The following is a 12,471-nucleotide window of genomic DNA, read 5'->3' on the forward strand; positions in this document are numbered from 1 at the left end:
TCCCGCAAGTCGGACAACCCTTCTATCACCCGTGATGTATCAGGTGAAGGGGTGCAACAAGCGCTGCTTAAACTGATTGAGGGCACCATTGCCTCTGTGCCACCGCAAGGCGGGCGTAAGCATCCGCAGCAAGAGTTCTTGCAGGTAGACACGTCCAAGATCCTGTTTATCTGCGGTGGTGCCTTTGCCGGATTGGACAAAGTTATCGAACAGCGCATGCAAACCGGTACTAGCATCGGCTTTGTCGCTCAGGTGCGCAGCAAAGAGCGTAAAGACGGTTTAGGTAAGCTGTTCCAGCAGGTTGAACCGGAAGACTTGATCAAATATGGTTTGATCCCTGAGTTTATCGGTCGTTTGCCTGTAGTGGCGACACTCGAAGAGCTGAATGAAGAAGCCTTGATTCAGATCTTACGAGAGCCTAAGAACGCGCTAACCAAACAATATGGCGCATTATTCTCTATGGAGAATACTGAGCTGGAATTCCGTGATGATGCGTTGCATGCCATTGCGACCAAAGCCATGGAACGTAAAACCGGTGCCCGTGGTTTGCGTTCGATTGTTGAAGGCGTTCTGCTGGAAACTATGTATGAGCTGCCGGCCATGACTAATGTCAGTAAAGTGGTCATTGACGAGTCCGTGATCCGCGGCGAGTCCAAACCCATATTGATTTATGATAACGCCAAAGAAAAAAAGGCGGCATCTGAATAAATTAAGGCCCCCACAGGGGCCTTTTTTGTTGCTAGGATGACAAATATGACAGGGCATTCGTTGAACTTCCCCTGACTATCCCCATATAACTTCCAGTTTAGATTAGAACGATAAGAGATTGAGTATGACGACTGAGCGACCTGAACGTGTCGAAATGCCCGTCCTGGCATTAAGGGATGTGGTGGTGTATCCGCACATGGTGATCCCGCTGTTTGTTGGCCGGGAAAAATCCATCCAGTGTCTGGAAGCTGCCATGAATAATGACAAGCAGATCTTTTTGGTTGCTCAAAAAGACGCTGCTATTGATGAGCCGCAGACCGATGATATTTATAAGGTCGGTACTATTGCCACTATTTTACAGCTTTTGAAGTTGCCCGATGGCACGGTCAAAGTGTTGGTTGAAGGGAATGTGCGCGGTGAGATCCAGACCTACTTACAAACAGAAGAGTTTTTTGTTGCCGAGGTTATTAAGCAGCAAGACGATGCGATGGCTGATAGCGAACAGGAAGTACTGATTCGCTCAGCGATTTCGCAGTTTGAAGGTTATGTCAAACTGAATAAAAAGATTCCGCCAGAGGTACTGACATCGCTCAGCGGTATTGATGATGCCGCGCGTTTAGCCGATACCATGGCCGCCCATATGCCGCTTAAGTTGGCGGAAAAGCAAAAAGTACTGGAAATGGCGCAGGTCAACGAGCGCCTGGAGTACTTAATGGCGCTGATGGAAGGCGAGATCGATCTGCTGCAAGTGGAAAAGAAGATCCGTACCCGGGTTAAAAAGCAGATGGAAAAGAGTCAGCGTGAGTACTATCTGAATGAGCAAATGAAAGCCATACAGAAAGAACTGGGCGAGCTGGACGAAGCGCCGGATGAGTTTGAAAGCCTGAGCAAGAAAATTGAAGAGGCAAAAATGTCGGCGGATGCTAAGCAAAAGGCATCGGCTGAGCTGCAAAAGCTGAAGATGATGTCACCTATGTCGGCCGAAGCGACAGTGGTGCGCAGTTATATTGATTGGTTAGTGTCTGTACCTTGGCATAAGCGCAGTAAGGTGAAGAAAAACCTGGCTGCCGCTGAACAAGTACTGGATGCCGATCACTATGGCCTGGAGCGTGTCAAAGAACGCATTCTTGAATATCTGGCCGTGCAACAACGCGTTCGTAAACTCAAAGGACCGATTCTGTGTTTGGTAGGGCCTCCTGGCGTCGGTAAAACCTCACTTGGTCAATCCATTGCCAAGGCCACTGGCCGTGAATATGTACGCATGGCATTGGGCGGCGTGCGTGATGAAGCGGAGATTCGCGGGCATCGCCGCACTTATATAGGTTCACTGCCTGGCAAACTGATTCAGAAAATGGCCAAAGTAGGGGTGAAGAACCCCCTGTTTTTACTCGACGAAATCGACAAAATGTCTTCGGATATGCGTGGTGACCCTGCTTCCGCGCTATTGGAAGTACTAGATCCAGAACAGAACAGTAGTTTCAGCGACCATTATCTGGAAGTTGATTACGACTTGTCGGATGTGATGTTTGTGGCGACATCCAACAGTATGAATATCCCAGGCCCCTTGTTGGACAGGATGGAAGTGATTCGTCTGTCGGGTTATACCGAAGATGAGAAGCTGAATATTGCTACCCGCCATCTGATTGAAAAACAGATGAGCCGTAATGGCCTGAAAAAAGGTGAGCTAATCATCGAAGAGTCGGCCATTTTGGGCGTGATTCGTTACTACACCCGTGAAGCCGGGGTACGTAGCCTGGAGCGGGAGATTTCCAAAATCTGCCGTAAGGCGGTGAAGAATATCTTGCTCGACAAGTCTATTAAGAAGGTCGTGGTGACCCAGGAAAACCTGGCTGACTATCTTGGTGTGCAGCGCTTTGATTACGGTAAGGCTGACAAGAATAACCAGATTGGTCAGGTTACCGGTTTGGCCTGGACACAAGTGGGCGGTGATCTGCTGACCATTGAAACCGCTGCCGTTGCCGGTAAGGGCAAAACTACCTTCACTGGCTCCTTAGGTGATGTGATGCAGGAGTCTATTCAAACTGCCATGACGGTGGTGCGCAGTCGTGCTGGCAAGCTGGGTATTAATGAAGACTTCTATGAAAAGCGCGATATTCACGTGCATGTGCCTGAAGGGGCTACCCCTAAAGATGGCCCAAGTGCGGGGATCGCCATGTGTACTGCACTGGTATCGACGCTAACTGGCAACCCGGTTCGCTGCGATGTGGCGATGACAGGGGAAATTACCTTACGAGGTGAAGTGCTGGCTATCGGTGGGTTAAAAGAGAAACTACTGGCCGCCCACCGTGGTGGCATTAAAACTGTGGTTATTCCTAAAGAGAACGAGCGCGATTTGAAGGAAATTCCGGATAACGTGAAGCAGGATTTGGATATTCACCCGGTGCAATGGATTGATGAAGTGTTAGTTTTGGCACTCGAAAACAATCCTGAAGGCTTCGAAGTGATCAAAGCCAAAGAGGCTAAAACCTCTTAGTCGGATTGCCGCACAAGCAAAAAAAGCCCTGTAATGAGGCAATAAGCGCAAAAAGTTGCTGTAAAACGTGGCTTTTTGCGTTTTTTTTGATTTGTGGGGCTTCCCTCCCACAAAAGTTGTGGTAGCCTTAAATTCGAATTCGCTTCAAGCCTTGTCACGAAAGGGATCGCAGCGATTCAGTAACTGAAAGATTAACGAAAACTTGGCTTGAAGTTGCTATTCAAGCTTGTTATAACAATTTCGCAACAAGTGTTTGCGAATTAGCAATATAATAACAATTGAAGGGGATGATATTGTGAATAAGTCTCAACTAATCGATAAAATCGCTGCTGGCGCGGATATTTCCAAGGCTGCTGCAGGCCGTGCTCTTGACGCCCTGACTGACGCAGTAACTGAAGCGCTTAAAGGCGGTGATCAAGTTGCTCTGGTTGGCTTTGGTACTTTCTCCGTGCGTGAGCGTTCTGCTCGTAGCGGCCGCAACCCTCAGACCGGTGCGACCATTCAAATCGCAGCTGCCAAAGTGCCTTCTTTCAAAGCTGGTAAAGCTCTGAAGGATGCTTGCAACTAATCCGATTTTTCGGTTTAAAAAAAGCGATGAGAAATCATCGCTTTTTTTATTTATGCGCAGCAAAGAAGCAAAGTTGGGTTTAATGTCAGCGACCTGTCAACTGCGCATTTTGCCACTGCCAATGGCATTCTGTTTCCAGCCATGCTGGGTTATAATCCCACCCGTTTGACTAAGTGCTGACCACACCGATAGCGGTGCTGGAGCGAATTGGAGTTTAAAGACCAAGATGTTAGAGAGAATCAGAGAAGGATCCCAAGGATTTTGGGCCAAAGCTATATTGGGCTTGGTGATATTAACCTTCGCCTTGGCTGGTGTTGGTAGCTATTTAAATGCCAAGACCGATGTCCCGGTTGCAACGGTCAATGGTGACGATATCAGCCAATCCAGCCTGGAGAATGCTTATCAGAACGAAAGAGCCAGGATGGAAAATCAATATGGTGAAGCCTTTGCCAATTTGATGGCCGACACTGAATATATGAAAACCTTCAAGCGTGGTCTGCTGGATCGCTTGATTGCGGACAAACTGGTTGAGCAAACCGCCGCAGACCTGGGTATGCGTGTCAGCGATGCTCAGGTAAAAGATGCCTTGTTAGCTATGCCTGAGTTTCAGGTTGGAGGCATTTTCAACAATGACAGGTATCAGGCTATTTTGCGCCAGGCAGGCATGCAGCCGCAGGATTTTCGTGAGCGAATCCGTCTGGACATGACTCGCCAGCAACTGGTCAGCGCGCTGCTTGGCAGTGAATTTAGCTTAGATAGCGAAGTTGAGCAGGTGTACGCGCTGCAGCAGCAGCAAAGAGACATCAGCTATGTGATGATATTTGCCAAGCAGTTTTTGGACAGCGTAGCAGTATCTGAAGAAGATGTTAGCAACTATTATCAAAGCAATATCAGTAATTTTGATACCGAAGAGCGCGTATCTCTGCGTTACCTAGAGCTTAAAGTTGAGGATCTGATGGCTGGCATTGACGTCTCCGAACAAGAGATTAACGATGCTTATCAAGCCAATATGGAGCAATACCGCACCGCGGCTGAGCGTCGTGCCTCGCACATCCTGATTGAGTTTGGTGATGATGAGCAAAAAGCCAGAGAGCAAGCCGAAGAGGTGCTGAAACGGGCTAAGAGCGGCGAAGATTTTGCCGCGTTGGCTAAAGAGTTCTCTGCTGATGATTTTAGTGCTGAAAATGGTGGTGACTTGGATTGGTTTGGTCGGGATGTGATGGATCCTGCCTTTGAAGAAGCAACTTTTGCACTGACCCAAGAAGGCGATATCAGCGATGTGGTAGAGAGTTCATTTGGCTTGCACATCATTAAGCTGACCGGTGTCAAAGCGGAAGAAGTGCAGCCTTTGGATGCTGTTAAAGACGAGATTGTTGCACAGGTTAAACGTGATAAGGCGCAAGCAGAGTTTTACCAGTTGCATCAACAAGTCGCAGAGATGGCCTTTGAACAACCAGATAATCTGGAAGATGTTGCAGGCTTGCTAGGTAAAGAATTACAAACCAGTGACATCTTCAGTCGTGCAGAAGCGCAGGGGGTATTCGCAGGAAACCAGGTGTTGAATGTCGCTTTTTCTGATGAGCTGATCGAAGAAGGCGTCAACAGTGAAGTCATTGATGTTACCCCTGATCATTTAATCGTGATGCGCGTCGCAGAGCATCAACCTCAGCGTACTCGTCCTTTGGCTGAGGTGTCTGAAGAAATCCTTGCGCAATTAAAGGCTGATAAGGCGCAAAGTGCGGCCAAGCAATGGGCCGATGAAGTGGTGAGTTTGTCTGCCAGTGGCGAGGATATTCAGTCCAAGCTTGACGAAAAGGCCTTGGTTTGGGCAAGCGAAGCGAATCAGGTGCGTTATGGCTCTTTATTGCCTGCCGCTGTTGTAGAGCAAGCGTTCAAGCTGGGTATGGATGCGAAAATGGCTGCAGTTAACACTGCTGACGGTAATGTCGCTATCGTCCGTCTTGATGCTATTCATCAGGCTGCTAAAGCGGAAGAGGCAATGCTGGCAGGGTTGGAGCAGCGTTTGACTTCTGGTCGCAGCCAGCAGCTTTATGTGGACTTTATTGAGGCGCTAAAGGAAAAAGCGGATATTGAGATCCACGCCGTTCAGTAATGTGGTTGAAATAAAAAAACGCTGCAATTGCAGCGTTTTTTTATGTCTGGGGGATTGTCGTTTTCCTGAATAGGGGTTAATCATCACGACTGATCAGCGCTTGGTAAGCGTGAATCAAGCGACGAGTGTAGTCAGACTTAGGCCAGTTGAATATTACATCGGTCTTTCCAGACTCCACCAACTGGCCGGCTTCCAGTACCAGAATGCGATCACTGATATGCCGTACAATACCCAGGTTGTGTGAGATAAATATAAAACCCAGTCCCAGGTCTCGTTGTAACTTCATCAACAAGTTGACAGTTTGCGAGCGAACCGACGGGTCAAGGGCGGCAAAGGGTTCATCAGCCACTAAAACCTGGGGGTTAAGAATAAGAGCTCGTGCTACGGCAACCCGTTGCCTTTGCCCCTCAGATAACATATGGCGGTAAAAATATTGGTGTTCCGGCAGCATGCCTACCAGTTTCAGGGTTTCTTCTATTTTGCGCTTACGTTCACGCGCATCCAGGTCCGTATTAAGAATCAATGGCTCTTCCAACAAACTACCCAGCGTCAGAGCGGGATTCAGCGATTCTTTACTGTGTTGAAAAATCATGCGGATAGCCTGAAAGCGCTGACGCTTATCATGCAGTGATTCACCATTTAACAGAATTTCCCCGGCACTGGGACGCGCTACGCCAACCAGTAATTTGGCCAACAAGGACTTTCCTGAGCCATTCTCACCCATAATGGCCATAGTCTCGCCAGCTTTAAGTTCAAAGCTGACCGGAGCCAGACTGAAACGCTCTTGCTTGGCGAACCAGGATTTATCTTTCTTACAATAACTGAGGTTAGAGACAGTCAGTAACGGGTTCATATCTTATCCCTGTGCAGGGGAAAATGGCAGGCGTAGTGATGGTCGTGGATGCGGCGCACATCGGGCATTTTTACACATTCCTTTTGTGCTCTGGGACAGCGAGGTCCGAGACGACAGCCAATAGGTAAATGTTGCAAGGTAGGAATGGTGCCGTCCAAGCTGGAAAGAGCTGCCTTTGGTGGTAGATCACGCCTGAAACTGGGGGCGCTATCCAGTAAGGCTTTAGTATATGGATGCAGTGGACGCCTTTTTAATTGCCCCATTTTGCCACTTTCTACGGTTTGCCCACAGTAGAGCACCGTCATAGTGTCTGCCATGGCTGAAATGGCCAGTAAGTCATGACTGACAAACAGTATGCTTAATTCTCGGGTTTTATTCAGCTTAGCCAGCAGACGCAGGACCTGGACTTTGGTTGTAGGTTCCATGCCCATGGTCGGATTATCTGCGATAAGTAATTTGGGGTTAGACACTAATGCCATGGCGAGGGCAAATTTTTGACTGATGTCTTCTGCCACCTCATGGGGATAACTGCCAAGGCAGAGATCATGATCTCGAATGCCAACCTTATGTAATTGCTGTGCTGAAATCTCTCGTCTTTGTTGTCTACGTTGCCAGAACCAGCCTTTACTTAATTGTGAATCGGCAATACTTTCTTCTATCTGTTCACGTAATGTTGCAGAGGGATCGAGAGAGGTTGCCGGGTTTTGCAGCACCACAGATATTTCACTGCGGGTGATAGAGCGTCGCTGGCTGTCAGACATGGATAACAGATCCTGTCCTTTCCAGTTCATCCGGTCGGCCGTGACCTTCCAACGATCAGACAAGGCCCCAACAATGGACTTTACCACCAGACTTTTGCCTGAACCAGATTCGCCAACTAATGCGCGTACTTCGCGGCTATCAATGCTTAGATTTATCTTATCCAACGCCTTGACCCAGCCGAGCGGGGTATCAATCTCTAAAGTCAGGTTTTTGATATCTAACAGTGGCATTATTGATTCACCCTGTTTTTCAATGCGGTACGCAGGCCATCACCCACCAGATTGATGGAGAGCACCATTAAAAAGATCGCAGCACCTGGCAGAGAAATACTCCAGGGCGCGACATAAGCAGTTTCCAATGCATCAGACAGCATCGCACCTAACTCGGGAGAAGGGGACTGGGCCCCCAGGTTTAGAAAACCCAATGCGGAAATGTCCAGAATGGCCACTGACAGGGCCATGGTGGCCTTTACGACCAGCATTTCGATCATATTCGGCAATATGCTGTGAAAAAATATTCGGGCATCACTGGCGCCATCCAGACGCGCTGCGGTGACATACTCTTTGCGATATTCACCTCTGACCATATCGCGAGTGTGGTGAATAAACTGCGGAATAAGCGCCAGGGTGATGGCCCACATGCTGTTCATTAACCCGGTTCCAAGGATAGCCACAATGATAATGGCAATGAGCAGGGTAGGGATGGCCATAATGGCATCCAACAGGTGGTTGATGATACTTGCCCGCAAGCCATGACTCATCCCTGCATAAGCTCCTATACTGCAGCCGACCAACATGGCCAATAGCACCAGGAAGAAGCTGACGCCAAAGGTAATCTGGCAACCATGTACTACCCTGGTAAGTAAATCTCTGCCAATCCCATCAGTTCCAAACAAATGAGTCACATCACCATTGGCATCCCAGGCGGGTGGCAGCAGTATGGCATCGGTGTTTTGATCCAGGGGACCAAAGGGGAGAAACCAAGGGCCGAGCAACACCAGGAGCACAAAAAATCCCAGACACCACAGACCAGCAAGGGCAATGTGATTACGCTGGAATTCATTCCAGGTCTGGCGCACCGGTGAAGGATAAAATTCTTCGTCGTAAAAACTAGACTTGGGCATGGAGCTGCTTCTTACTTAACGGGTAGATCATGCGTATTAGCAAATCTACGCTAATAGTCACTATGACAACCAAGGCCGATACCGCCAGCATACCGCCCCGGATCGCGGGGAAGTCCCTCTGGTATATCGCCTGAATCATCCATTCTCCTATGCCTGGCCAGGAAAAAATGACTTCCACAATCATGGCATTGGTTAGCAAAACGGTAAATTGCATGGCCAATTGCGGCATGATAGGGAGCAGGGCATTCTTCATACCATGGTGCCAGAATACCTGGGTTCTGCTTAGCCCTTTGGCGTAGGCCGCCTTAATGTAGTCACTGCCCATTACATTGATGACTGAGCGACGGGTTAGGCGTATTACCAGTGAGCTGGTGACGATGGACAAGGCCAGAGTGGGTAGAAACAGGTGGTGTAAAGCGTCCATCAGTACTTGCTGTTTGTTAGCAATATCGGCACGTAAAATATCTACCAGCATAAAACCGGTTTGATGAGGGATGTCATAGATAAGGCTTACCCGTCCTGACATTGGTAATCCCCCCCACTGCAGGGCAAACACTAATATCAATAACAGTGCCAGCCAAAATACCGGCATAGAGAAGCCAATTAAGCTGACTGAGAGAATACCCATGTCTGTATAGCGGCGATGATTTAATCCGGCCACAATACCTAAAGGGATCCCAATAAGCAGTGAAACTGCCATGGCATATAGGCTTAGTTCCAAGCTGGCTGGCAGAAACTGGCAAATATCCGAGAATATTGGGTTTTGTGAGGTCAGGCTCTGGCCCCATTCACCCGACAGGGTTAATTTCAGATACTGCCAAAATCCAGCAATATAGCCATTATCCAGGGCGTACATCATACGCAGTTGCTGGGTTTGATCATCAGATGTGGTCGGGTTACCTGACAGGTTTGTCAGTGGATCGCCAGGAAACAAAAATGCCAGGGTGTAAGAGGCGATGCATAGGATCAGCAAGGTGATAAATAGGAGATTAAGGCGACGTCCCAGATAAACAAACATATCAGCGCCCTTCCTTACGAACCTGGCCAAACCGAATCCCGCCGAACGGATTGATTTGCATACCGATTATACCTTCCCGGTAAGCCTGAAAACGATAAGCGTGGGCAATAGGTACCAATGGCATTTGCTCTACCAAAAGCTCATTTACCTGATGATAGTAATGCATACGGCTGTCCTCATCCGTATAGCGTAACGCTTCATTTATCAGCTCATCATACTTGGGCAGACACCAGTTTGCTCTATTGGTACCTGATGCAATGGCCGAGCAGCTTAGCAGCGGACGATAAAAATTATCTGGATCGCCATTATCTGCAGACCAACCAATCAGAACTGAGTCATGCATACCCTGCTTGAGTAATCGGCGAAAGGTGGCCCACTCGTAGCTGACAATGTCTGCTTTTATATCAACTTTATCCAGATAGCTTTGGATAAGCTCGGCCATCTTAGTGGCATTGGGGTTGTACGCACGTTGTACCGGCATGGCCCAGATATTCATGCGAAAACCACGTTTAATCCCTGCTTCATCCAATAGTTGTCTGGCAAGCGCCGGATTGTAATGAATCTCACGCTGATTTTCGTCAAAAGCCCAGGATGTGGGTGGTAATAAGCCTTTTGATGCAACGGCACTGTCTGAATAGACCGCATCAAGCAGTGCTTTTCTGTCTACCGCCATGGCCAGGGCGCGACGCACTCTTGGGTCATCAAAGGGAGGGCGAGCAGAATTGAACGCCCAAAAGCCCACATTCAGGCCTGGTTTCTCATCTAGCACTAGATCCTGGCGCTGATCGACGATGCGCAGTTCTGTTTGGGCAGGAAAAGCGATGACATCACATTCCCCGGTAATCAGTTTGGCCAAACGCATGGAACTGGTAGGGGTAATGTCAAATATCAACTGCTCCTGATAGACCTCGCCGTTCCAGTAGTCAGGGTGTTTGTAGTACCTGATGTAATTGTTTTTTCTGAAATGTTCAAACTTAAACGGGCCCGTGCCTATAGGTTGACTGTCTATCAGTTCCGGTGTCCCGGCGAGTAACATATTATCGGCATATTCCGCAGATAGCATCACGGCGAAATCGGTGGCTAGTGTGGCTAAAAATGAGCTGTCGGGGTGACGTAGTTTTATCTCTACCCGGTAGCCGTTGAGGCGGTTTACTTCAGCAACAATATCCTGTAGTCCTAAGCTCTCAAAGTATGGATATATACCACCAGAAACTTTGTGATAAGGGTGCGAAGGTAAGCGCCAGCGGTTGATGCTAAATAGTACGTCGTCGGCATTGAAAGGCCGGGTTGGGGTAAAATAATCAGTTTGGTGAAACTGTACGTCTTTGCGTAGTTGGAAGGTGTATGTCAGACCATCTTCACTGACCAGCCAACTATCCGCCAGAGCTGGAATAACTTTGCTGGTTTCTGGATCGAAGTCCAGCAAACCATTATACAACTGGTGTGCAGCTGCGTCGGCGGTGGTACCAGAAATATCTAGCTGAGGATTAAAGGTCACAGGGCTACCCTCAGAGCAGTAAATTAACCCTTTTTGTTTGACCTCAGCATCATTCAGGTCTTGGCAGCCTACGCTCACTATGCATGACAACATGAGACCCAGGCAGGTTCTGTTTTTCATCAATCCAGCTCTCTCGACGAGCCATCCAGCAGATTGTACTTTTTAAGATAGCCACGCAATTGGTGGTAGGTCAGGCCAAGTTTATCAGCGGTTTTCTTCTGATTAAACTGGCTATCTGCCAATGCCTGGCGAATGAGTTCAATTTCAAAGTCCTGAGAGAGGGTTTTAAGATCAACCGGAAAGTTGAAGTTCATACCAAAACCATTGGTGGCGGGTACTGGTTCTGCTGCAACAGTTTTGGGCGGCGTCGGCTCGCTAGGCTTATCTGCAGGCTGGATTCGGTCCAATGTTTTAACCCGTCCTTTTGGACGAAAGGGAGAGTCAAAGGGATCTAGCACTATCTGGTGGACGGGCAAATGTGGGTTATTGCAACGATAAACAGCGCGCTCTACCACATTTTTTAGCTCACGAATGTTGCCCGGCCAGTCATATTCCATCAGTGTGCGTTTGGCCTTTTCGGTAAACCCACTAAACAGCTCCATCTCAAGCTCTCTGGCCATATTGATAGCGAAGTTTTCGGCTAACATCATGATATCCTCGGGGCGTTCCCGAAGTGGCGGAAGCGTAATAACGTCGAAAGCTAACCTGTCCAGCAAGTCTGCACGGAACTCACCTTGTTCTGCCAGACTTGGCAGATCTTCATTCGTTGCGGCGACCAGGCGCACATCCACTTTGACCGATTTTGAGCCACCGACCCGTTCAAACTCGCCATATTCTATCACACGCAGTAATTTCTCCTGGATAAGCCCTGAGGTATTGGCTAATTCGTCGAGAAATAAGGTGCCGTTATTGGCGGTTTCAAAACGGCCTTCGCGGCGTTTTGCGGCGCCGGTAAAAGCACCAGCTTCATAACCAAACAGCTCACTTTCAAGCAAATTATCGTTGAGGGCTGCGCAATTGAGCTTTAAATAGGCCTGATCCCAACGCCCGGATAAATAGTGCAAACGGGCTGCAACTAACTCTTTACCTGTCCCTCGTTCCCCAATGATCAACACGGGTTTGTTAAGTGGGGCGATTTGAGATATCTGCTCCAGAACTTCCAAAAAGCTGTTGGATTGTCCCAACAGATTATCTTGTTGGCGAAACCTGCTCACTGTGTTCCTTAAAAAGTGGTGTAATCGACTAATTAGTGGTTGATATCAATATTATGCTAGCTGGCATGAAAAGCCCAGAAAATAAATATTCCCTATAAAAGCAAAGGGTTATCTTTGTTT

At 48.3% G+C, this 12,471-nt stretch carries 10 protein-coding genes; 4 read left to right on the plus strand and 6 right to left on the minus strand.

All coding sequences use genetic code 11. The annotated features are described in order from the left end of the window. The 4 genes from J0A65_RS13390 to J0A65_RS13405 all read left to right on the plus strand — a co-directional run. The coding region (locus J0A65_RS13390) for an AAA family ATPase (protein WP_206594697.1) at positions 1 to 708 on the plus strand (708 nt) is incomplete at its 5' end. A 124-nt stretch (positions 709 to 832) separates the two neighbouring features. Then, entirely contained in the window at positions 833 to 3,202 is a 2,370-nt protein-coding gene (lon, locus tag J0A65_RS13395) for an endopeptidase La (protein WP_206594698.1), read from the plus strand. A gap of 295 nt (positions 3,203 to 3,497) precedes the next feature. Continuing rightward, a complete protein-coding gene (hupB, locus tag J0A65_RS13400) occupies positions 3,498 to 3,770 on the plus strand; it encodes a nucleoid-associated protein HU-beta (protein WP_206594796.1) in 273 nt (90 codons plus the stop codon). A 226-nt stretch (positions 3,771 to 3,996) separates the two neighbouring features. Then, complete coding sequence (locus tag J0A65_RS13405) at positions 3,997 to 5,883, plus strand: SurA N-terminal domain-containing protein (RefSeq protein WP_206594699.1); 1,887 nt, start codon at positions 3,997 to 3,999, stop codon at positions 5,881 to 5,883. 76 nt (positions 5,884 to 5,959) lie between these two features. Here the strand turns inward: J0A65_RS13405 and J0A65_RS13410 are convergent, their stop codons facing one another. The 6 genes from J0A65_RS13410 to pspF are packed head-to-tail and all read right to left on the minus strand — an operon-like array spanning position 5,960 to position 12,351. Next, positions 5,960 to 6,736, minus strand: coding sequence for an ATP-binding cassette domain-containing protein (locus J0A65_RS13410; RefSeq protein ID WP_206594700.1), 777 nt, complete (start codon positions 6,734 to 6,736; stop codon positions 5,960 to 5,962). Beyond that, positions 6,733 to 7,728, minus strand: coding sequence for an oligopeptide/dipeptide ABC transporter ATP-binding protein (locus J0A65_RS13415; protein WP_206594701.1), 996 nt, complete (start codon positions 7,726 to 7,728; stop codon positions 6,733 to 6,735). Before J0A65_RS13415 ends, J0A65_RS13410 begins: the two co-directional genes overlap by 4 nt. Beyond that, positions 7,728 to 8,621: an ABC transporter permease subunit gene (locus J0A65_RS13420; RefSeq protein WP_206594702.1), complete on the minus strand. Its 894-nt coding sequence runs from the start codon at positions 8,619 to 8,621 to the stop codon at positions 7,728 to 7,730. The genes J0A65_RS13415 and J0A65_RS13420 overlap by 1 nt, the downstream gene beginning before the upstream one ends. After that, positions 8,608 to 9,639 (minus strand): ABC transporter permease, encoded by a 1,032-nt coding sequence (locus J0A65_RS13425; RefSeq protein WP_206594703.1) that lies wholly within the window; start codon positions 9,637 to 9,639, stop codon positions 8,608 to 8,610. Before J0A65_RS13425 ends, J0A65_RS13420 begins: the two co-directional genes overlap by 14 nt. A gap of 1 nt (position 9,640) precedes the next feature. Further along, the gene (locus J0A65_RS13430; protein WP_206594704.1) at positions 9,641 to 11,257 is read right to left on the minus strand and encodes an ABC transporter substrate-binding protein; all 1,617 of its coding nucleotides are present in this window, start codon (positions 11,255 to 11,257) and stop codon (positions 9,641 to 9,643) included. Continuing rightward, positions 11,257 to 12,351: a phage shock protein operon transcriptional activator gene (gene pspF, locus J0A65_RS13435; RefSeq protein WP_206594705.1), complete on the minus strand. Its 1,095-nt coding sequence runs from the start codon at positions 12,349 to 12,351 to the stop codon at positions 11,257 to 11,259. Before pspF ends, J0A65_RS13430 begins: the two co-directional genes overlap by 1 nt. Between the last annotated feature and the right edge of the window lie 120 nt (positions 12,352 to 12,471).

This window comes from Bowmanella yangjiangensis (assembly GCF_017255015.1).
Taxonomy (GTDB): Bacteria; Pseudomonadota; Gammaproteobacteria; order Enterobacterales; family Alteromonadaceae; genus Bowmanella; species Bowmanella yangjiangensis.